Source organism: Streptomyces sp. AF1A, assembly GCF_047340315.1.
Lineage (GTDB): Bacteria > Actinomycetota > Actinomycetes > Streptomycetales > Streptomycetaceae > Streptomyces.
Map to the genome: position 1 here is coordinate 25,977 of NZ_JBLEBI010000039.1, position 20,780 is coordinate 46,756.

General features: G+C 72.8%; 19 protein-coding genes. 7 read left to right on the forward strand and 12 right to left on the reverse strand.

The features are described from left to right. Nucleotides 1-154: 154 nt before the first annotated feature. On the reverse strand, nucleotides 155-1,438 hold the full coding sequence (locus ACLU3S_RS14510; RefSeq protein WP_413952250.1) for a phosphatase PAP2 family protein: 1,284 nt from the start codon (nucleotides 1,436-1,438) through the stop codon (nucleotides 155-157). Nucleotides 1,439-1,623: 185 nt separating this feature from the next. On the opposite strand from ACLU3S_RS14510, the gene ACLU3S_RS14515 reads away from it, so the two are divergent. Both ACLU3S_RS14515 and ACLU3S_RS14520 read left to right on the forward strand, forming a co-directional pair. Further along, nucleotides 1,624-2,346 (forward strand): alpha/beta hydrolase family protein, encoded by a 723-nt coding sequence (locus ACLU3S_RS14515; protein WP_413952232.1) that lies wholly within the window; start codon nucleotides 1,624-1,626, stop codon nucleotides 2,344-2,346. A 317-nt stretch (nucleotides 2,347-2,663) separates the two neighbouring features. Further along, nucleotides 2,664-4,985: a M4 family metallopeptidase gene (locus tag ACLU3S_RS14520; RefSeq protein ID WP_413952251.1), complete on the forward strand. Its 2,322-nt coding sequence runs from the start codon at nucleotides 2,664-2,666 to the stop codon at nucleotides 4,983-4,985. 59 nt (nucleotides 4,986-5,044) lie between these two features. On the opposite strand, the gene ACLU3S_RS14525 is transcribed toward ACLU3S_RS14520, so the two are convergent. The 3 genes from ACLU3S_RS14525 to ACLU3S_RS14535 all read right to left on the reverse strand — a co-directional run bounded on the left by ACLU3S_RS14525 (nucleotide 5,045) and on the right by ACLU3S_RS14535 (nucleotide 7,890). Further along, nucleotides 5,045-6,244: a glycoside hydrolase family 64 protein gene (locus ACLU3S_RS14525; RefSeq protein WP_413952233.1), complete on the reverse strand. Its 1,200-nt coding sequence runs from the start codon at nucleotides 6,242-6,244 to the stop codon at nucleotides 5,045-5,047. A gap of 148 nt (nucleotides 6,245-6,392) precedes the next feature. Continuing rightward, nucleotides 6,393-7,148 (reverse strand): dienelactone hydrolase family protein, encoded by a 756-nt coding sequence (locus tag ACLU3S_RS14530; RefSeq protein ID WP_413952234.1) that lies wholly within the window; start codon nucleotides 7,146-7,148, stop codon nucleotides 6,393-6,395. A gap of 121 nt (nucleotides 7,149-7,269) precedes the next feature. Then, a complete protein-coding gene (locus ACLU3S_RS14535; protein ID WP_413952235.1) occupies nucleotides 7,270-7,890 on the reverse strand; it encodes an L-threonylcarbamoyladenylate synthase in 621 nt (206 codons plus the stop codon). Between the two features lie 316 nt (nucleotides 7,891-8,206). Between ACLU3S_RS14535 and ACLU3S_RS14540 the strand changes: the two genes are divergently transcribed. Then, complete coding sequence (locus ACLU3S_RS14540) at nucleotides 8,207-9,748, forward strand: helix-turn-helix domain-containing protein (RefSeq protein ID WP_413952236.1); 1,542 nt, start codon at nucleotides 8,207-8,209, stop codon at nucleotides 9,746-9,748. Between the two features lie 128 nt (nucleotides 9,749-9,876). On the opposite strand, the gene ACLU3S_RS14545 is transcribed toward ACLU3S_RS14540, so the two are convergent. Both ACLU3S_RS14545 and ACLU3S_RS14550 read right to left on the reverse strand, forming a co-directional pair. Next, nucleotides 9,877-11,109, reverse strand: coding sequence for a cytochrome P450 family protein (locus tag ACLU3S_RS14545; RefSeq protein ID WP_413952237.1), 1,233 nt, complete (start codon nucleotides 11,107-11,109; stop codon nucleotides 9,877-9,879). A 115-nt stretch (nucleotides 11,110-11,224) separates the two neighbouring features. Next, the gene (locus ACLU3S_RS14550; RefSeq protein ID WP_413952238.1) at nucleotides 11,225-11,536 is read right to left on the reverse strand and encodes a hypothetical protein; all 312 of its coding nucleotides are present in this window, start codon (nucleotides 11,534-11,536) and stop codon (nucleotides 11,225-11,227) included. A gap of 633 nt (nucleotides 11,537-12,169) precedes the next feature. On the opposite strand from ACLU3S_RS14550, the gene ACLU3S_RS14555 reads away from it, so the two are divergent. After that, entirely contained in the window at nucleotides 12,170-12,460 is a 291-nt protein-coding gene (locus ACLU3S_RS14555) for a hypothetical protein (protein ID WP_413952239.1), read from the forward strand. 4 nt (nucleotides 12,461-12,464) lie between these two features. On the opposite strand, the gene ACLU3S_RS14560 is transcribed toward ACLU3S_RS14555, so the two are convergent. Continuing rightward, the gene (locus tag ACLU3S_RS14560) at nucleotides 12,465-12,932 is read right to left on the reverse strand and encodes a hypothetical protein (RefSeq protein ID WP_413952240.1); all 468 of its coding nucleotides are present in this window, start codon (nucleotides 12,930-12,932) and stop codon (nucleotides 12,465-12,467) included. Between the two features lie 296 nt (nucleotides 12,933-13,228). Between ACLU3S_RS14560 and ACLU3S_RS14565 the strand changes: the two genes are divergently transcribed. Together ACLU3S_RS14565 and ACLU3S_RS14570 are read left to right on the forward strand one after the other, a co-directional pair. Continuing rightward, on the forward strand, nucleotides 13,229-14,578 hold the full coding sequence (locus tag ACLU3S_RS14565) for a transaminase (protein ID WP_413952241.1): 1,350 nt from the start codon (nucleotides 13,229-13,231) through the stop codon (nucleotides 14,576-14,578). A gap of 37 nt (nucleotides 14,579-14,615) precedes the next feature. Beyond that, on the forward strand, nucleotides 14,616-15,056 hold the full coding sequence (locus ACLU3S_RS14570; RefSeq protein ID WP_413952242.1) for an Lrp/AsnC family transcriptional regulator: 441 nt from the start codon (nucleotides 14,616-14,618) through the stop codon (nucleotides 15,054-15,056). A gap of 8 nt (nucleotides 15,057-15,064) precedes the next feature. Here the strand turns inward: ACLU3S_RS14570 and ACLU3S_RS14575 are convergent, their stop codons facing one another. After that, nucleotides 15,065-16,186: a PP2C family protein-serine/threonine phosphatase gene (locus tag ACLU3S_RS14575; RefSeq protein ID WP_413952243.1), complete on the reverse strand. Its 1,122-nt coding sequence runs from the start codon at nucleotides 16,184-16,186 to the stop codon at nucleotides 15,065-15,067. A gap of 251 nt (nucleotides 16,187-16,437) precedes the next feature. On the opposite strand from ACLU3S_RS14575, the gene ACLU3S_RS14580 reads away from it, so the two are divergent. Continuing rightward, nucleotides 16,438-17,346, forward strand: a complete 909-nt coding sequence (locus ACLU3S_RS14580; protein ID WP_413952244.1) for a GNAT family N-acetyltransferase — start codon at nucleotides 16,438-16,440, stop codon at nucleotides 17,344-17,346. 224 nt (nucleotides 17,347-17,570) lie between these two features. Here ACLU3S_RS14580 and ACLU3S_RS14585 read toward each other — a convergent pair whose 3' ends face one another. The 4 genes from ACLU3S_RS14585 to ACLU3S_RS14600 all read right to left on the reverse strand — a co-directional run bounded on the left by ACLU3S_RS14585 (nucleotide 17,571) and on the right by ACLU3S_RS14600 (nucleotide 20,643). Next, nucleotides 17,571-18,458: a Gfo/Idh/MocA family protein gene (locus ACLU3S_RS14585; RefSeq protein ID WP_413952245.1), complete on the reverse strand. Its 888-nt coding sequence runs from the start codon at nucleotides 18,456-18,458 to the stop codon at nucleotides 17,571-17,573. A gap of 36 nt (nucleotides 18,459-18,494) precedes the next feature. Further along, the gene (tgmB, locus tag ACLU3S_RS14590; protein WP_413952246.1) at nucleotides 18,495-19,478 is read right to left on the reverse strand and encodes an ATP-grasp ribosomal peptide maturase; all 984 of its coding nucleotides are present in this window, start codon (nucleotides 19,476-19,478) and stop codon (nucleotides 18,495-18,497) included. 17 nt (nucleotides 19,479-19,495) lie between these two features. Continuing rightward, a complete protein-coding gene (tgmA, locus tag ACLU3S_RS14595; protein WP_020938095.1) occupies nucleotides 19,496-19,687 on the reverse strand; it encodes a putative ATP-grasp-modified RiPP in 192 nt (63 codons plus the stop codon). Between the two features lie 119 nt (nucleotides 19,688-19,806). Continuing rightward, a complete protein-coding gene (locus tag ACLU3S_RS14600) occupies nucleotides 19,807-20,643 on the reverse strand; it encodes a fructosamine kinase family protein (protein WP_413952252.1) in 837 nt (278 codons plus the stop codon). Nucleotides 20,644-20,780 lie beyond the last annotated feature (137 nt).

Consider the following 20,780-nt stretch of genomic DNA (forward strand, 5'->3'; position numbering starts at 1 on the left):
TCCGACGAGCCGTCGATGCGACTGAGGGAGGGATGCTGCTTGCCCGGTGCCGTCGGTCGGTCGGTTCAGGGAGCGGTGGAGGGCGGGCAGAAGCGGGCTCATCAGCTTGGCGGCCGAGCCGGGCGGCGCGGGAGACGGACTCCAGAGGGCGAGGTCAGACCAGCCCGGGCTGTGGTTCCGGCCGGCGTGCCGGTGCGGCTTTCGGTTCCCACCGTCTGGTTGTCCGCAGATAGCCGTGCACCACGGAGGCCATCGCCAGAATGAGGAGCGGTCCGAACAGCCATGGACGGGTGGCCATCTGCACCGGCAGATAGCGATATGACAGCAGCAGTGCGGCGAAGACCGCTGTGCCGTGAGCGACCAGTTGGATTGCGGACCGGTCCCAGCCATGTGCGAGCGAGCGCAGCCCCGCCTCGATCGTGTAGGCGAATACCACGCCGGCAACGATGTCCGCGCCGTAGTGGAAGCCGAATCCGAGCGTTGCGCCGAGCGTGGCGACCAGCCAGAACGTGCCGGCGATGCGCAGCGCCCGTGGGCTCCGGCGGGTATGGATGAAAATCGTGGTGGCCCACGCGGTGTGCAGACTGGGCATGCAGTTGCGCGGAGTGATTCCGTCGAAGGGCATCGGGTGCGGTGTGTTGACCGGCGTGGGGGTGTCCGGCCACAGGTGTGCGATCGCCCAACTCCCGCCGTCGGCACCGAAGGCGAAGACCGGTCCGACCACCGGGAACAGCATGTAGATGATGGGACCGAGGAGGCCGATGGCCAGGAATGTGCGCACCAGATGGTGGTCCGGGAAGCGGCGTTCGGCCGCCACGTTGCGCAGTTGGTAAAAGGCCACGACGACCGCGGCGACCGCAAGCTGACCGTAGACGATGTTGAGAGCGCCGGCGCCGATCGGGCCGGTGGACCTGACTATCCGGCCCACCAACCACGAGGGATTGCCCAGCGCGTGATCGGCGGTCGCCACGTACTGGTCGAGCACCATCGATCGGGTCTTCGACGTGATGAGCAGCCAGGTGTCACCGGTCTTGCGGCCGGCCACCAGCAACAGGGCGAGCCCGACCCCTTTCAAGAGCAACACGCGTTCCTGGCCGGTGCGCCGGGTCACGGCAAGGACGGCGCAGCCCAGGATCACCCACAACGCGCCGTTGCCGAAGGGGTGGCCCTGGGTCACCCTGATGTGGGCTGCCCACCGCACGAGAATGAAGACGACGTCGATGCCGATCGCGGCACCCGCGGCGAGGAGACGTTGCCGCCGGGGGAGCACCACCATCGTCAAGGCAAGACTGGCGTACAGCAGGAAGCCTGACTTGGGCGGAACTATCACCTCTTGTGCCTGCTGGGTGATCGGACCGGGCAAACCGCAGTGACGTGCGGTGATTTCCAGTGCGGCGAGGAATGCGAGAGTCGCCGTACCCGCCGCGGTCCACAGTATTGCCCGTGGTCGACACCCCGCGGAGAAGAAGGTTCTGAGTCGTATTCGCGAAAACACCCGCGACGCTATAGATATCAATTGTGGGCCGGCTTGTCAGACGTTGGTTGATTGGTTCACTTGCTGATGAAAAGAGCATTTTGCCGCTAGCGATCGGTGATCATCGCGAGTTCGAACATGTTAGCGGAATGTTCAAGTGGGAGCCGTGTCGCAGCGACGGCCGGCTCCCGGTCCTGCTCGACCCTTACGGCGGCGCGGGCAGTCGGCGGGTCACCGCCGCGCACGACTGGAGGACGCTGGTGTCGCAGTGGTTCGCCGAGCAGGGGTTCGCGGTGCTGGTGGCGGACGGCCGGGACACCCCGGGACGCGGGCCCGACTGGGAACGCGCGGTGCACGGCGACCTGTTCGGGCCGGTCCTGGACGATCAGGCCGCGCTCCGGGAGGCCGCGCGCGCCCATCCCGTTCTCGACACCGGCCGGGTCGGCATCCGCCGCTGGTCGTTCGGCGGCTCGCTCGCCGCGCCGGCCGTGCTGCGCCGCCCGGACGTCTTCCATGCCGCCGGCGCCGGCGCCGGCGCCGGCGTGACCGACCAGCGGCGCTACCCGGGCCACTGGCGCGAGCGGTTCCTCGGCCACCGGGACCGCCACCCCGAGCGGTACGACGCCTGCTCCCTGCTGCGGGAGGTGCCCCGGCTCACCCGGCCACTGCTGCTCGTCCACGGCCTCGCCGACCCCAAGGTGCTGCCCGCGCACACCCTCCGGCTGTCCGAGGCGCTGCTCGCCGCGGGCCGCCCGCACGACGTGCTGCTCCTGCCGGGCGAGGGCCACCAGCCGGTCGGCTCGGCCCGCACGGAGAACCTGCTGCATCAAGTGCGGTCTCTCCAGCGGCATCTGGGCGTCGCACCGAGGTGAGCCACGTCATAGGGAAAACCCTCGATTGAGGCGCCTTTGAGTGACATGGACGGGTCAATCCTGTCATTCTCCCCCCGCACGCTGATCCCCCACGTTGTCTTCGCGGATCACGGTCCCGCACAGCTCAGCTCGCCCGGGCAGCAGACCCGTCTGTCCGGTCTGTCACCGGCCGCGACCCGGCGGCCGCAGCAGGAGGAGTACGAGTGAGACCCCACAGATCACTGACTCAAGGACGTCTTCCCCAGGGACGTCCGTCCCGCAAGCGGGCCACGGTCGGAGCCGCCCTGGTCTCCACCGCGGCCTTCCTGGCCCTCGGCATGCAGGCGGTCCCGGCGGCCGCCGCGCCGGCCGCCGCCCACCCCAGCCCGCTGCGCACCGGCGCCCTGGAGGCCAGGCTCAGCCCGGCCCAGCACGACGCGCTGATGCAGAGCGCCCGGGAGAACGCCGCCGCCACCGCACGCACCCTCGGCCTCGGCGCCCAGGAGAAACTGGTCGTCAAGGACGTCGTCAAGGACAACGACGGCACGGTGCACACGCGCTACGAGCGCACCTTCGCCGGCCTGCCCGTGCTCGGCGGCGACCTCATCGTGCACACCCCGCCCGCCTCGCTGGCCGCCGGGACCGTGAGTACCACCTACAACAACAAGAACCGGATCAAGGTCGCCTCCACCACCGCGACCTTCACCAAGTCCGCCGCCGAGACCAAGGCCCTGAAGGCCGCCCGGGCGCTCGACGCCGAGAAGGCCACCACCGACAGCGCCCGCAAGGTGATCTGGGCCGGCAACGGCACCCCGAAGCTCGCCTGGGAGACGGTGGTCGGCGGCTTGCAGGACGACGGCACGCCGAGCCAGCTGCACGTCATCACCGACGCCACCACCGGCAAGGAGCTGTACCGGTACCAGGCGGTCAGGACCGGCATCGGCAACACCCGGTACAGCGGCCAGGTGACGCTCACCACGACCCAGTCGGGTTCGACGTACACGCTGACCGACGGGGCGCGCGGCGGTCACAAGACGTACAACCTCAACCACGGCTCCTCGGGCACCGGGACGCTGTTCTCGCAGTCGAACGACACCTGGGGCGACGGCACCAACTCCAACGCGGCCACCGCGGGCGCGGACGCCCACTACGGCGCGCAGGAGACCTGGGACTTCTACAAGAACACCTTCGGCCGCAACGGCATCCGCAACGACGGCGTCGGCGCCTACTCCCGCGTCCACTACGGCAACTCGTACGTGAACGCGTTCTGGGACGACAGCTGCTTCTGCATGACCTACGGCGACGGCTCGGGGAACAACGACCCGCTGACCGCGCTGGACGTGGCCGGGCACGAGATGAGCCACGGCGTCACCTCCAACACCGCGGGCCTCAACTACACCGGCGAGTCCGGCGGCCTGAACGAGGCCACCAGCGACATCTTCGGCACCGGCGTGGAGTTCTACGCCAACAACTCCTCCGACCCCGGTGACTACCTCATCGGTGAGAAGATCAACATCAACGGCGACGGCACCCCGCTGCGCTACATGGACAAGCCCAGCAAGGACGGCGGCTCCGCCGACTCCTGGTACTCCGGCGTCGGCAACCTCGACGTCCACTACTCCTCGGGTCCGGCGAACCACATGTTCTACCTGCTGTCCGAGGGCAGCGGCACCAAGGTCATCAACGGCGTGACCTACAACAGCCCGACCTCCGACGGCGTGGCCGTCACCGGCATCGGCCGGGCCGCCGCGCTCCAGATCTGGTACAAGGCGCTCACGTCGTACATGACGTCGAGCACCAACTACGCCGGCGCCCGCACCGCCGCGCTGAACGCGGCCACCGCCCTGTACGGCGCCAACTCCGCCCAGTACGCCGGGGTCGCCAACGCCTTCGCCGGGATCAACGTCGGCAGCCATGTCACCCCGCCGGGCAACGGGGTCACGGTGACCAACCCGGGCAGCCAGACCTCCACCGTCGGCACCGCCGTCAGCCTCCAGGTGCAGGCGAGCAGCACCAACGCCGGCGCCCTGACGTACAGCGCCTCCGGCCTGCCGGCGGGCCTGTCCATCAACAGCTCCAGCGGCCTGATCAGCGGCACGCCGACCACGGCGGGTACGTACAACACCACCGTCACGGTGACCGACTCCACCGGCGCGTCCGGCACCGCGAGCTTCAGCTGGACGGTCAACTCCGGTGGCGGGGGCGGCTGCACCTCGACGCAGCTGCTGAAGAACCCCGGCTTCGAGTCCGGCGCCACCGGCTGGAGCGCGAGCAGCGGCGTCATCACCACCGACAGCGGTGAGGCGGCGCACAGCGGCTCGTACAAGGCCTGGCTGGACGGCTACGGCACCTCGCACACCGACACGCTGTCCCAGTCGGTGACGATCCCGGCGGGCTGCAGGGCGACGCTGACCTTCTACCTGCACATCGACAGCTCGGAGGGCACCACCAGCACGGCGTACGACAAGCTGACGGTGACCGCCGGCTCGAAGACGCTGGCGACGTACTCGAACCTCGACAAGGCCTCGGGCTACAGCCAGAAGACCTTCGACCTGTCCTCGCTGGCGGGCCAGACGGTCACCCTGAAGTTCAACGGCGTGGAGGACTACTCGCTCCAGACCAGCTTCGTCGTGGACGACACCGCCCTGACGACCAGCTGACCCGCACGACCGCGGTCCCGTACCCCCGGCTGAGGCCGGGGGTACGGGACCGTCCGCTGTCAGCCGAGTGGATCCAGCGTCAGATACGCCTGGCGGGGGTTGCCGTCCTGGACGAGCGACTCCTGGTCGCCGACGTCGTCGAAGGCGAAGGCATAGGCTTTGCCGTCGGCCATCTGCGCGTGGACAGCGCGCGCGTACTGGTTGGTCACCGAGTCCTGGTAGAAGTCCGCCGTCCTGGTGTCCGGCTGATTCGCGTCGACCAGCAGCGTCGAGCGGTTGAAGCCGGCGCACAGCGTGCGGGAGATGGGCCCGCGCACCTGGTCGTTGGGCGCGTCCAGCAGCTTGTGGCAGCCGAAGACACTGTCCGCGTCGGGCTTCTGGAAGCTGGTGACGACCGTGCCGGAGGAGTCGGTGAAGTTCATGACGTTGCCCGAGACCCGGCCGTAGTACTTGGTGTCCGGCCGGTCGGCGAACGGGGTCACGGTCAGCGTCTGCGTCGAGTACTTCTGCCAGACCCGGTTGACGTAGTCGTCCATCACGCCGGCCGGCAGCGCGCCGGTCTCCACGCCGTACAGCGGGGACAGCGCCCGCAGGAAGGTGCCGTCGGAGCGGGTCTGCACCAGGCCGGCCCAGCCGCCCTGCTGTGCGCGCAGGGCGCCGAAGAAGCCGCTCCAGCCGCCGGGCTTCAGGTGCCCGGTGCTGCTCACGCTGCCGTCGGAGCGCTGCACCCCGACCGCGTACGGCGCCGAGAACATGTCCACCTGCGTGCTGTTGAGCCACAGCCCGGAGTCGTTCAGCGTGTACTCGGACCAGTTGAAGAGGATGTTCCGGTTGGGGTCGGACGGGTTCTGCACGGCCGGCTGCACCAGTCCGCCGGTGGTGAGCTTGAAGACCAGCTTCTGGCCGTAGGAGAAGTAGATCCGGCCCGAGAACTTCGGGATCCGGATCGTGAGCGACTGCCCGGCGGCCGGGCCGGGAATCGCCGCGTCCGGCGCGGGAGTCGGCGGATTGCCGCCCGTCGGCCAGGCGTGGAAGGTGCCGTTCGCGTCGGCCCAGCCCTGCTGCCCGGAGGACAGCTGGGTGCCGAGGTCGTAGAGGTAGACGGGGTCGGAACGGCCGGAGTCGTTGGTGATCGTCAGCGCGAGGGTGTCCGGCACGGCGGCTCCGGCACGGTCCTGGGCGCCGAGTGCGAGGAGCCCGCCGACCAGGGCGGCCGCGGCCGCGAGGGGCAGCGCGGGGCGTGTGAGTCTGTGCAGCACTCTCCACCTCCGTGTGGGGTCGGGGTCGTACGGACTTGGTCCGTACCAGTTTGAGAGCGCTCTCAGAGTGCGGCGCAGTCGCGTCCATGTCAATCATCTGGACCGGACCACCCGGCGCCCACCGCACGGCGGGCGCCGTGGGCCGCTGTCAGAAGGTCCGCTTCAGCAGGTCGAGCAGCGCCGCCCAGTGGCGGTCGTCGGCCTGGCGGTCGTACGCGGGGGTGTCGGCCTGCGTGTAGCCGTGCCGCGCCCCCCGGTAGACCTCGGACGTGTACCGCACACCGGCCGCGGCCAGCGCGTCCTCCAGCTGCCGGATCTGCTCCTCGGGCATGGAGGCGTCCTGGTCGGCGAAGCCGAAGTACAGCTCCGCCGTGATGCCCTCGACGCGGCGGTGCGGGCTGTCCGGGTCGTCGGTGACCAGCCGCCCGCCGTGGAAACCGGCCGCTGCCGCCACCCGGTCGGGGTGGGTGGCCGCGGTACGCAGGGCCAGCCGGGCGCCCATGCAGTAACCGGTCAGCGCGACGGGCCCGTCGGCCACGAACGGGCTGTCCGCCAGGTATCGCAGATAGGCGTCCGCGTCCCGCTCGGCCCGTTCGGAGGTGAGCGACGCCATCACCGGGCCGATCCGCCGCCAGATGGTCGGGTCGGCCGCGGGGTCGATGAACTCCGGCACCTCGCCGATCGGCGTGCGGCCGTGCCGGTAGAAGACGTTCGGCACCAGGACCGTGTACCCGGCGCTCGCCAGCCGGTCGGCCATCGCCCGCAGCTGCGGGCGCAGCCCGTAGGCGTCCTGGTAGAACAGGACGCCCGGGTGCGGCTCGCCGTCCGCGGGACGGGCGAGGTACGCGTCGGCGGTGCCGTCGCCGGTCGCGATGTCGACGGATGTTCCCTGTACGTCGGTCATGCCGGGCAGCCTCCTGAGAGCGGGTGACGTGCGGCGGATGCCCCTGTGTGCTGCGGGTGCGCCGTACGTTCCATGCTGCCACGCAAGATCCATGCCCTCCGCGGCCGGCCCCGCGCCGCCCTCACTCGAACCGCGAGGTGTCCCCGGCGCCCCGCCGGACGATCTCCGCCTCGCCGCCGGAGAAGTCCACCACCGTCGTCGGCTCGGTGCCGCAGTCGCCGGAGTCGACCACCGCGTCCACCGCGTGGTCCAGCCGGTCCTTGATCTCCCAGCCCTGGGTCATCGGCTCCTCCTCGTCCGGCAGCAGCAGCGTGCTGGACAGCAGCGGCTCGCCCAGCTCCGCCAGCAGCGCCTGGGCGACCACATGGTCCGGGATGCGCACCCCCACGGTCTTCTTCTTCGGGTGCAGCAGCTTGCGCGGCACCTCACGGGTGGCCGGGAGGATGAAGGTGTAGCTGCCGGGCGTCGACGCCTTCACCGCCCGGAACACGTCGTTGTCCACCCGTACGAACTGGCCGAGCTGCGCGAAGTCCCGGCACATCAGCGTGAAGTGATGCCGGTCGTCCAGGTGGCGGATGGAGCGGATCCGGTCCATCCCGTCGCGGCTGCCCAGGCGGCAGCCCAGCGCGTAGCAGGAGTCGGTCGGGTATGCGATGAGCGCTCCCGAGCGCACGGCGTCGGCGATCTGCGCGATACTGCGCGCCTGCGGGTTCTCGGGATGCACGTCGAAGTACTTCGCCATTCACCGAGCTTATGCCGTCGCCGGGTGGGGCACGAGCCGATACGGAGGCCTGTCGTCCAGGCGCCGGGGGCATCCGCCCGGAGTGCCTCGTCACCCGCGGGCGCACTCCCCGGACCGCGGGGCAGGCGACCGGTCGAGCCGTCCAGGGCCTTCCCCCGCCCCGGACGCGGCGTCCGAGCCGGCGGCCCGTCCCCCCCCCGGACCGCCGGCGGAGCCGTGTCCCGGCGCGGAGGTCGGGCGCGCGGGCGGTCGGGTAATGTCCCGGTGCGAATGTCAAGTCGACTTGACGACAACTTGACGGCAAGGAGTGGGGAACATGGCCGGCTGCCCGGACGAGGCTCCGGCGTCCCGGCCGCCGAACGGCGCCGACGACGCCTGGGCCCGGGATCTGCTCGACCAGCTGCGGCCCGCCGGCCGCGACCTCGGCCGGCTCGTGGCCTGGCTCGCCCGCAGCACGCGTGCGTCGGTGTGCCTGCGGGATGCCCGCGGCACCCTCCTCGCCGGGGAACCGCTGCCGCTCGACGCCGAGGTGGTCGCCGACGTCGCCGCCGGCCGGGTCGCCGCGGCGGCGCTGCAGGACGGTGCCCGGCACGTACGCCTGGTGGGGATACGGCAGCCGGGACCGGACCCGGCCGCGCGGGCCGTGCTGGCGGCGGCCCGCCCGGCCCCCTTCGACCGGCACACCACGGAGATCCTCGGCCACACCGCCTCCGTGCTCGAACTGCTCCTGAGGGAACGTGAGCTGGCCGACGCCGGCCGCCGGCTGCGGCGCGCCACGGCCGATCTGCGGCTGGCGATCCTGCAACTGCTCATGGTGGAGGACACCGTCTCGGCGCGCCGCGTCGCCGCCGGGCTGTGGCCGGGCCTGCTGGAGGAGGACAGCGCGCACGTCTATGTCATCGAGGGCGCGGCCACCGAACGCGACCGGATCGCCGACGCGTGCCTGTCGGCCACCGACGGCACGGCGCTCGTGGTGCGCTGCCCCGCGGTGGACGAACACGTCATCGTCGTCGGCCCGTCGCCCGAGGTGGAGGGGCGGCTACGCTCCCTGGTGGCCGACCGGCCCGGCACCTTCCTCGGCGGCAGTCGCCGCCAGCGCCTGGCCCTGACCGCCGCCGCCTACGGACAAGCGGTCACCGCGCTCGCCGTCGCCCGCTTCCGGCCGGACCGTGCCGCCGTCTACGCCGAACGCCCGCGCCCGGCCCGCCTCATGGACCCCGCCGCCCTGCGCGCGTGGTCCACCGCCGTGCTGCGCCCGCTCGACGCGCTGCCGTACCACGTGCGTGCCGAACTGCTCGCCACCACCCGGCTGGGCCTGGAGTTCACCGCGGTGAGCGCGGCCAAGGTGCTCGGCGTCAGCCGCAACACGGTCCGCGCCCGCATGGACCGGGTCGCCGCGCTGCTCGGCGCCGACCTCTCCGCACTGACCGTGCGCGCCGCGGTACACGTCGCGCTGAACACCGAGGCGGCGCACGGCTCGTACGACGCCACCGGCACGGCGCCCGATCCGTCGGCCCCGGTGCGGTTCGCGGACCTGCTCGGCACGCGCGCGCTGCGCTCCTGGGCCGAGGCTCTGCTCGGCCGCCTCGACGGGGACGGCCGGGACCTGCGCGGCACCCTGCGTGCCTGGCTGGCCGCCGGCGCGAACGCCGAACACGCGGCCGAGGCGCGGGGCGTGCACGCCCAGACCGTGCGCGAACACGTCCGGGCCGCCGAACCCGTCCTGGAACGCCGGCTGCTGACCGGCGGCACCGACCTGTACGAGGTCGTCCTCGCCCACCTGGTCATCGGCGAACTCGCGGTGCCCGCGCTCGGCCCGGCGAACCAGGACCAACCGGACTCGGCTGTGCACCGGTGAGTGCCCCGCACGAGCTGCCGGGCACGGGTGCGCTGGCGCCGGCGGGCCGCCGCACGTAGGTTCAGCACTCGGCGGGGCCCGACCGGAACGGGGGACCGGTCGGCCCCGCGGTCCGCCCCCCGCTGCGATCAGGGCGCCAGCCGGACCGGGATCTCCTGCCAGCCGTGCGCGATGCACGACGGCACCTGCCGCAGCTCGTCGGCGCCGGCCGTCAGCCGCAGCCCTGGAAAGCGCGAGAACAGCGCGGGCAGCGCCGTCAGCGCCTCCAGCCGGGCCAGCGGGGCCCCGATGCAGCGGTGCACCCCGACCCCGAACGCCAGATGGTCCTCGGCCCGGCGCGCGGCGTCGAAGACGGCCGCGTCGGGCCCGAAGTGCGCGGGGTCCAGGCCGGCCGCCGCGTAGGTCGTGATGATCGCGTCCCCGGCGGGGATCGTCACGTGCGCCACCTTCAGGTCCTCCACCGCGAACCGCAGCGGCAGCGCGGCGATGGACGGATGCACGCGCAGCGTCTCGTCGACCACCGCGTCCCAGCCGAACGCCCCCGAGCGCACCGCCGCCAGCTGGGCCGGCCGGGTCAGCAGCGCGACGGCCGCGTTGCCGATGAGGTTCACGGTGGTCTCCAACCCGGCGCTCACCACCAGCAGCAGGGTGTGGAGCAGCTCCTCGTCCGAGAGCCGGTCGCCGTCGTCGTCCCGGACCCGGATCAGCTCCGTGGTGATGTCGTCGCCCGGGTGCGTCCGCCGGCGCGCGATCAGCGCGCCCAGCACCGAGCCGATCCGCTCGTGCACGGACGAGGCGTACGCGTGGCTCGTGTCGGAGGTGTTCATGATGTCGGCGATGAGCCGCGCGGCGTCCGGCCGCAACTCCTCGGGCACGCCGAGCAGTTCGCAGATCATGCGCATCGGCAGCGGGTGCGCGAGCCCCGCGCGCAGGTCGACCACGCGGCCGTCGGCCCCCTCGGCCTCCAGCGCGTCCAGCAGCTCGCGGGTGAGGGCCGCCACGCGCGGCCGCATCGCCTCGGTGCGCCGGTGCGTGAAGCTCGGCGCCACCAGTTTGCGCAGGCGGGCGTGGTCGGCGCCGTAGGTGGAGAGCATGTTGACCACGCCCGCCCAGTTCGCCATCCAGCTCCAGGACGGGCGCTCGGCCAGCTCGGGCCAGAGCCGCCAGTGCAGGCGCGCGTCCTTGCTGACGCGGGGATCGAGGATCAGCTGCTTGAGGATCTCGTAACCGGTGGGCGCCCAGGCGGGGATGGAGCCGGGCAACTCGACCGGTACGACGGGGCCGAGGGCGCGCAGCCGGGCGCTCTCCGCCACGATGTCCGTGCCGAAGGGGTCGAGGGCGATGCGGTCGGTGACGGTCACGACGGTCTCCAGACGGTCGGCCTCCGGTGAGGGTCACCGCCAAGTACACCGTGTCGTCGGCCGGGCGCGCAGGGTGAAATCCCGCTCGCCCGGGAAACTGGCCGACTTGCGCCGGTCAGCCGGCCGCCGGCCGCACGGGCAGGTCGAACACGTGGCGCGGGGAGACGATCTGCGTGATCGCCCGGGCGAGCAGGGTGGAGGGCTCCTGTCCGGCATGGCCGGCGTCGGTGTCGGGCAGCACCACCAGGCTCGTCCGTGTGGCCGGAAGGCACTCGGTCAGGGACTCGTCACCGGACACGCAGCCGTTGCGGCCGATCCACCCCTGCACGTCGAAGACGCCGACCCCGTGGCCGGCGCCCGGGAAGAGGATGTGCTGCTCGATGCACGACCCGAGCCGCTGACCGGCTCGCCGCCGATGCGCGTCCACAGGTCCGATGTCGTCGGGCGGCCGGTGCTCCTGTCGGCCACCCCGAAGGGGCGTACGCAACTCCCTTGCCCGGGGGGCCAGATGCCCCACGGTCACGCCGGGCACGTTCGCCTCGCGCATCGCCCGCCGCACGGACGCGTCGAGCTGCCGGGCCCAGGGTCAGGGCCGGGGTCGCGGCCAGGGTGCGTACGTCCGCCTCCGGGACGGTGACCCGGGATGCTTGTCCGACGGGCGGAAGGCCCCGTTCGAGCGATGGCCTCACCCGACCCGGTGAGCGGAACGACTCGGGCGTACCGCCGGCGCGCCCTGGGCGTTGCCCCGGCATGAACCGCTTGGGCCGGATCGACGGCTTGGATCGGATCAGCCGGGTGGGCCGGATCGACGGCTTGGATCGGATCAGCCGGGTGGGCCGGATCGACGGCTTGGATCGGATCCACCGGATGGGCCGGAGGGCCGGATGCAGCGGGGACCGGATGAACCCGGGGGAGCGGATGGGCCGGAGGGTCGCAGGACGGGGTGAACCGGGGCGGGAGGGGCCGGACGGCCGGAGGGCGGGTTGAACCGGAGGACGGGGCGTATCCGAGGACGGCATGCATCGGAGGGGCGGATGAAGCGGAGGACGGGATGAACCGGATGGATCAGAGGCCGCGAGGAGAGCGCACGGACCAGGCGGCCGACCGTCCGGATCAGGCGAACCCCGGCCCGGTCAACCGGAACCCGCCGCTGGTGCTCAGGCGTCGGCAGGAGCGGCGCGAGGCGGCGCGTGTTCGTGTGGACGGCGCCCGTGTGCCGGCGACCCGGGAGCCGATCTACGCGCGGCTCGTCGCCGAGTGGCGCGCGCAGGGCCGCACCGTGCCCGCCGAACCGGACGTGCCGCGGGGAGCGGCCGGCCGCGCGGTCCGGCCCGGAGCCGAGCGCCGCTGATCCGCTACTGCCCGCGCGGCGGCGTGAGGACGGCCAGCCTGCCGTTGGCGTGGCGCAGTGACTCCTCCAGGGTGCCGGGCGTGTGCAGCGTGCCGGTGCCGTCGGGCGGCACGAGCCACTCCAGGGAGCGGGCGGGCCGGTACGGCGGCGGTACGGCGACCCAGGAGCCCTTGGTGGCGTAGCGCAGCCCGGTGCCCACCCAGCCCCCGGACGGATCCGGCGGCAGGAAGAAGCCGACCCGCCCCGCCGCGGTGTCCACCAGGGTCGGCCCCGGCACCGGCAGCCCCGGCCGCCACAACAGGTCCAGTGTGAGCAGCCCCAGCCGCTCGGGGACGCTCAGCACGTCCCAGAAGCGCCCCGCCTCCAGCAGTGCGATCCCCTCGCCGTGGTCCCACCTCCACTTGCACGCGCGAGGATCGGCCGCCGCTGCCGCCAGCCACTCCACGCCCCGCATCCACATCGTGTTCGTCATGCACTGCTCCGGACGTCCTCGCTTGCCTGCACAGCAACCCGGCACAGGCATGCTCGTAGATATTTCTACGTGGCGGAAGGGGTGGCGCGGCCTGGCGTTTGAGGTGGCACGTTCGAACTTCGCGTGCCGGTTCGTCAGGCGAGCGAGGGAGGATGCGTCACCCCGGCGGTGCGCGCGCATCGGCTCGACGCGCGATTCGATTGTTCGGACACTCGATTCGATCGGCAAGTCTTGAAAGTACTCATGTTCCGGTCGTACGCTCACCGCATCCGTCACCGCATCCAGCGAGGTTTTCCATGGACCGCACGCGACTGCACGCCCTCCTGGCCCGGGAGAGCGCCGAGGCCGAACGCCGCAACCCGCGCTCGCGCGCGGCCTACGCGGGGGCCGAGCACCTCTTCGGCCGGGTGCCGATGACCTGGATGAACAAGACGGCCGGCGCCTTTCCGCGCTATCTCGCCGGGGCGCGCGGCGCCCGGGTCACGGACGTGGACGGGCACGAGTACATCGACTTCTGCCTCGGCGACACCGGCGCCATGGCCGGCCACTCACCCGCGGCGGTCACCGACGCGGTGCACCGGCGGTTCGCCGGACTGGGCGGGGCCACCGCCATGCTGCCCACGGAGGACGCCGAGTGGGTCGGCGCCGAGCTGACCCGCCGCTTCGGTCTGGCGCGCTGGAGCTTCTCGCTGACCGCGACGGACGCCAACCGCTGGGCCATCCGGCTCGCCCGCGCCGTCACCGGCCGACCGAAGATCCTGGTCAACAGCTACTGCTACCACGGCAGCGTGGACGAATCGCTGATCGTCGTCGGCCGGGACGGCACCGGTACGGCCCGCCCCGGCAACGTCGGCGCGCCCTGCGACGTCACGCTCACCAGCAGGGTCGCCGAGTTCAACGACCTGGCCGGGCTGGAGCGCGAACTGGCCCACGGCGACGTCGCCGCCGTCCTCATGGAGCCCGCCCTCACCAACATCGGCATCGTCCTGCCCGAGCCCGGCTACCTGGCGGGCGTACGCGAGCTGACCAGGCGCTACGGCACTCTGCTCATCAACGACGAGACCCACACCTTCTCCGCGGGCCCCGGCGGCTGCACGGCCGAGTGGGACCTCGAGCCCGACCTGCTCACCATCGGCAAGGCGATCGGCGGCGGCATCCCGGCGGGCGCCTACGGCCTGTCCGCCGACCTCGCCGACCGGCTCCTGGCCCGGGCCGACCTCGACCTCGTCGACATGGGCGGCGTCGGCGGCACCCTGGCCGGCAACGCCCTGTCGGTCGCGGCGACCCGCGCCACGCTGGAGCACGTGCTCACCGACGAGGCGTTCGCGCGGATGGCGAAGCTCGCCGAGCGCTTCGAGGCGGGCGTGCGCGCCGTGATCGAGGCCCACGCGCTGCCCTGGTCCGTCAGCCGGCTCGGCGCGCGCACCGAGTACCGTTTCAGCTCCCCGGCGCCGCGCACCGGCACCGAGTCCGCGGCGGCCTCCGACGCGGAGCTGGAGGACTTCCTGCACCTGTACCTCGCCAACCGGGGCATCCTGCTGACCCCGTTCCACAACATGGCGCTGATGTGCCCCGACACCACCGAGCAGGACGTCGACACCCACACCGAGGTGTTCGCCGCCGCCCTCGGCGAGCTGGCCGGCTGAGCAGCGGGGCCGGCGCCCGACCCACGAAAGGACACCCGTGGACGAGATCGACCGGGCCATCCTGCGCGAGCTGCAGACCGACGGCCGCATCGCCTACGCCGACCTCGGCCCGAGGGTGGGCCTGTCCGCCTCGGCGGCCCGCCAGCGCCTGCAGCGCCTGCTGGACTCCAGGGCCGTCCAGGTGGTCGGGGTCACCGACCCGATGGCGATGGGCGGGCAGGCCATGGCCCTGCTCGGCATCGGCGTCGACGGCGATCCGCGCGCCGTCGCCGATGCCCTCGCCGAGCGGCCCGAGGTGGTCTACTCGGTGCTCACCTCGGGCGGGTTCGACCTGTTCGCCGAGGTGGTCGCCCCGGGGCCCAAGGAGCTGCTGGACTTCGTCAACGACGTGGTGCGCCCCGTCGAGGGCGTCCGCGAGATCCAGTCCTTCCCCTACTTCGCCATCCACACCCACCGCTTCCTGTGGGACGTGGGCTGACGGAACGCTCAGGGCACACGGGTGCGGCGAGCGGCGGGGTCGGGTGCCAGGACCAGCATGGTGGCGTCGTCGCGCACCTCGTAGCCCAGCCGGGCCAGGTCCGCCCAGACCGCGGCGGGCAGCTCGTCGTGGCCGGTGTCCGCGAGAGCGGGGAGCCGGTCCGGCAGCGGATAGAAGGCGCCCGCGGTGTTCCGGGCCTCCCAGACGCCGTCCGAGGCGAGGAGCAGCCGGTCGCCCGGCTCCAGCGGCACCGTGACCTCCTTCGGCGACTCCGCGCCGACCAGCCCGAGCCCCAGCGGCGTGCCCGGCGTGACGGTGATCTCCCGCGCGGCTCCCCGGTGCAGCAGCACCGGTGCCGGATGACCGCGGGCCACCACACGCACCGACCGCGTGTCGTCGGCGAACTCCAGCAGCACGGCGGTCGCGAACAGCTCCCCGTCCCCTACGCCCGCGCAGTCCGCTGTCAGCCGGCGGTCCATCCGGCCCGCCACGGACTGCAGGTCCTGCTGGTCCAGCACCGCCTCCCGGAACGCGCCCAGCAGCGACACCACCGTCGCGACCGCCGACAGGCCGTGCCCCCGCACGTCGCCCATCACCACCCGCACGCCGTACGGCCCCTGCCGCACGTCGAAGAAGTCCCCGCCCACCAGGGTGCCGTTCTCGGCCGCCCGGTAGAAGCCCGCGCACCCGATGCGCCCGACCCGCTCCGGCAGCGGCGGCATCACCGCACGCTGTACCGCCTCCCCGATCGTGCGCTCCACCTGCAACTGTGCGTCGCGCCGGCTGCGTACGAACGACACGAACACGCTCAGCAGGGCGACGAACACAATGGTCAGCAGGTCGGTGTTGCCGGGGCGGTTCAGATGGGTGTCGGGCAGGTTCAGCGCCACGACCACCAGACCGCCCAGCACGGCCGTCCACATCGGCCCGTACGACAGCACGGACAGCGGCGGAATGGCGCCCAGCAGGAATCCGAGATCGCTCGCGTGCGGTGTGACCAGACCGGCCACGGTCACCGTGACGAGCAGCAGCACCGGCAGCAGCCGCACCCACCACGGCGGCGGGGCGCCCCGCAACCAGCCGCGGTCCTCCTGAATCCCACGCGACGACCAGCCGCGCACCCATCCCACACGCCCACGCTACGCCGCGGCCGGGACAAGGGCCCACCGTGGCCGACGGGCACATCGGCAGGACCGGAAAACCGGTCGACGCCGTGCCCGTGACCCGTCTAGCGTGAGGCCGCACGCCCGAGACGGTTGGAGAGGAGGCGAGCGTCATGGCCACTGTCACCCCGCGCTCCCCCCTCCCCGTCACCAGGGTGTGCCACGCCTGACCGGGAGCGCCCATCCCGCTGCACGCAGCACGCATCCCGGAGGAACCCATGACCGCGCTGGTCATCCGCACGCTCGACGACAGCAGTGCGCACCTTTTCGACACCATGTCCGACCCGCTGGGACTCGCCGAGCGGCTCCGGCTCGTCCGCTTCCGCCCCGAGTGGCAGCGCATCGCCGTACGCGACGGCCGGACCGTGGCCCGCGCCGCCTGGTGGGGGCGGCCCGAGGACCGCGAGCCGCTCGTGATCAATTGGTTCGACGTCGCCGAGGGCGAGGCGGAGGCCGGAGCCGAGCTGCTGCGGACCGCGCCCTGGCACACCGATGAGCTGGAGCTCGACCTGCCGTCCGGCTGGCGTGACGATCCGGCCCTGAGCGCCGCCGCCGACACCCGCGCCGACGCGGCGGGCAGGGCCGGCTACACGCCCCTGGTCGAGCGCTACCTCTACCGCTGGACTCCGGACCGCGGCGTGCCCGAGCGGCCCGGACGGCTCGTCTTCACCGGAGAACCGGACGACGCCGTCTTCTTCGGCCTCCTGCGCCGCATCCACTCCGCCACCCTCGACGCGCACGCCCGCCGGGCCATGGCGCAGGGCGGCGTCGACCGGGCCGCACAGGAGGAACTCGATTTCTTCCACTGGCTCCCGTCACCGCGCTCCTGGTGGCAGATCGCCCGCACCCGCGAGGGCGAGCCGGTCGGCATCCACATCCCCGGGCGCAATCCCTCCGGGCCGTGCGTCGGCTTCATCGGCGTCGTGCCGGAACACCGGGGGCACGGGTACGCCTACGATCTGCTCGTCGAGTGCACCCTCTTCCTGGCCGGACAGGGCGCCGAGTTCGTCGCCGGGGCCACCGACCAGGGCAACTTCCCCATGGCCGCGCACTTCTCCCGGGCCGGCTACCCGGTGGTGCGGGAACGCGTCAACTACTGGGCCGAGCGCGTCGCCAGTGCCGGGTGACACGCTGACGCAGAGGTGACCGGCGGCCGGGGCCCGTTTCCGGCGGGCCCCGCGCGCGTACCCCCGGCCGAGCGGGCACAGCCCGGTCCCCGATCGGCCCCGTTCCCCCGCCTCCCCACCGAGCGGGGGCCCGTTTCCGACGGGCCCCCTGCCTGCACCCCCGGCTGCGCGGCAGCCCGGTTGCGAGCGGTTCCCGTCCGCCCCTCGGGAGCCGTGGCCTCCGTCTAGTCCCCGGCGCCCGTCAGACGGGCCTGAGCGGCGGACAGGATCTCGGTGACGCGGAGGCCGAAGGCCGCGTCGCAGGGGTGGGGGCGGCCGGTGCGGGCGGCTGCCAGGAGGGCGTCGGCGGCGCGGGACAGGGCGGGCACCGCTCCCTCGGAGCTGCCCGGCAGGACCGTCACGCCGGCCTCGCCCCGCAGTTCCACATCGGCCCCGGCCGCCGCGGGCGGCGCCGTCAGGCTGAGCGTGAGCGTGCTCGACGCGCCGGTGGCGTGGTCGAGGACCAGGTGGACGGTGTCCGCGGGGCCGTGCGCCGCCGCCACGACCTGCCGTACGTCACCGAGGACCGGCAGCAGCACCGACAGCGCGTGCGGGCCCACGTCCCACAGGGCGCCCTTCTCCCGCCGCCACGGCGATGACGCGAACGGGCTCTCGGTCGTGAACACCGCCCCCAGCCACTGCGCCCGCGCCGTGAACCAGCCCGCCACGGACGCCTGTTCCTCGATCCAGGCGTCCGGCTCCTTCTGGAAGCGCGCGGTGAAGAAGACCACCGACGCCACCCCGGCCCGCTCCACGGCCGCCACGACGGCCCGCCCGTCCGCGACCGACACCGCGAGCGGCTTGTCCAGCAGCAGGTGGCGGCCGGCCTCCGCCGCGCGCACCGCCAACTCGGCCTGCACGGAGGGCGGCAGGGCGACCGCCACCGCGTCCACGTCGGCCAGTAGCGCGTCCACGTCGGCGTACGCGGCGACGTCGTACTGCTGCGCCAGTGCGGTGGCCGCCTCGGGCCGGCGGCCCCACACTCCGGCGAACTCGAGCCCGGGGTGCCCGGCGAGGGCGGGCGCGTACGCCGCCTGGGCCCACGGCCCCGTTCCCAGCAGTCCGATGCGCATGTCGCGTTTCCTTTCTCCGAACCGTTCCCCGCGTTCTCAACAGCCTGCACTGCAGGCGCCGTCCGCACACGTGCGGCCCCGGCCTTCCTCGCCCGCCAGCCACGTGGCGATGGTGGCGGCGATCGGCTGGCCGGTGTCCATCTCGACGAACCCGAACTGGCCGGACTGGTTGCACTCCAGGAACCACCAGATCCCGTCGGCGTCCTCCGCGAAGTCGAAGGCGCCGTAGGCGAGTTCCGCGTCCCGCAGATAGCGCAGCACGCTCTCGGCGACCCGCGGGGGCACGTCCGCGGGCAGCCAGGGCGAGAGCGAGGGAGCGAACCGGACGTCCACGTCGTCGGGATGGGCGCCGGGATCGACGGGCTTGCGGGCCGCCAGGAGCGTGTCGCCGACGGCGGTGAGCCGGATGTCGGCCCGCTTGGCGACCCGCCGCTGCAGCAGCGTCGGGCCGAAGGCGACCGCCGCGAAGTCGGTGTCGGGCGCCACCCGGCTGGTCGGCACCGCCCGCGGCGGCTCCTGCGGATGCGCGCCCGACACCGGCTTGACCACCAGGTCGGGGAACCGCTCCGCGAACTCCCGTGCGGCCTGCGGGAACGTCGTGATCAGCGTGGCGGGCACCGCGAGACCGCTGCGCTGCGCCAGATGCAGCTGCCAGGGCTTGTGGCGGGCGCGGCGGGCGGCGTCCGGGTGGTTCATCCAGCGCGCGTCGGTGCAGCGCAGCATGCCGTACAGCGCCTGCGACGACTCCTCGGTCAGCCAGGCGGACGGCTGGGCGGCGCGGGCGGCCGCGGCACCGGGTCTGCGCACCCAGACGGACCGCACGCCGTTCATGCTCACCAGGCGCCCGCCGACGGACAGATGCCCTCGGCACACGCCCTGCACGTACTCGCCCGACAGCGCCACCCCATGGGTCAGATCGGCGGGGTCCAGCCGGACCACGGGCACCCCCGCCTCGCCCAGCCGCAGGACCACCATGTCCGCCGTCACGTCTTCCTCACTGGTCAGGATGAGCACGGTCATCTTCCAGAGCCCGCGGTTCAGTCGTCGAAGTGCGTCTTGGAACCGGCCGTCGACGTCGTGGTTCCGAGGGCCCTCAGCGTCGCGTGGTCGGTGGCGGCGATCCGCCCGTCCGGGAGGACGTTCAACTGCAGTCCGGAGTCGTACGCGTACGGAGTGGTGACGTCCAACTGCACAGCCGGGCGCGCGTAGTTGAGCGTGAACGGTTGCATGGTCTCTCCCTGCTTCGGCTTTCACGTCCTTATACGAATCGAACGGGTGATTGGTTTCCTTACACTGTGTAACCATCGTCCGGAGTGAGGCGTTCCGCCCGCGTGGACCGGCGCCCCACTCAGTGCGCGAGCGCCGTCCGCGCCACCGTCAACGCCTGTTCCGCGTACCCGCGTCCGAACAGCACCGCGTGCACCAGCAAGGGGAAGAGCTGGTGCACCCCGACCCGTGACTGCCAGCCGTCGGCGAGCGGCGCCGACTCCTGGTACCCGGCGAGAATGCGGTCGAGGTGCGGACAGCCGAACAACTGCAGCATCGCCAGGTCGGTCTCCCGGTGCCCGCCGTGCGCGGCCGGGTCGATGAGCCGGACCTCGCCGTCCGCGCCCCACAGCACATTGCCGTTCCACAGGTCGCCGTGCAGCCGGGCGGGCGGCTCGGCGGGCCCCGCGAGCTCCGGCAGCCGCGCGCACACTCGCTCGAACACGTCCGCCTCGCCGGGCCGGAGCGTGCCGCCGTCGACCGCGCCGCGCAGGTACGGCAGGACGCGCTGCTCGGCGTACCAGGCGGGCCAGTCGGCGCCCGGGGCGTTGCGCATCGGGGCGAGGCCGATGTACGCGTCCTCGGGGCCGCCCGGCGGCGGCGCCCCGAAGGCGGGCGCACCGGCCGCGTGCAGGGCCGCGAGCGCGCGGCCGAAACGCAGCGCCGCCTCGGGGATGGGACGCCCGGTCGCCACCCGCTCGGTCACCATCCAGCGCTCGTCGTGCCCGAGCACCGCCGGCACCCGCACGGCGCCCGCCGCCGCGAGCCAGCGCAGCCCCGCGACCTCGGCGCGTACCGCCCCGGGGGCGTCGCCGCGCTTGACCATCACCGGTGTTCCGCCGTCCAGCGTCACCTCGGCGGGCGACCCCGGCGCCCGGTGCCCTCCGCTCACCGGGCGCCCGGTGAGCCGGGCCGCCACCTGTCCTGGATCCTCGTCTCGGTTGACCACGGGCCCAGGGTACGGTCCGCAACACCGGCCGGGCGGAGACCACTTCAGCCGCCGACGCCCACGGCCGAGCTGCCGGTGACTCGGTGACTCGGTGACTCGGTGACTCG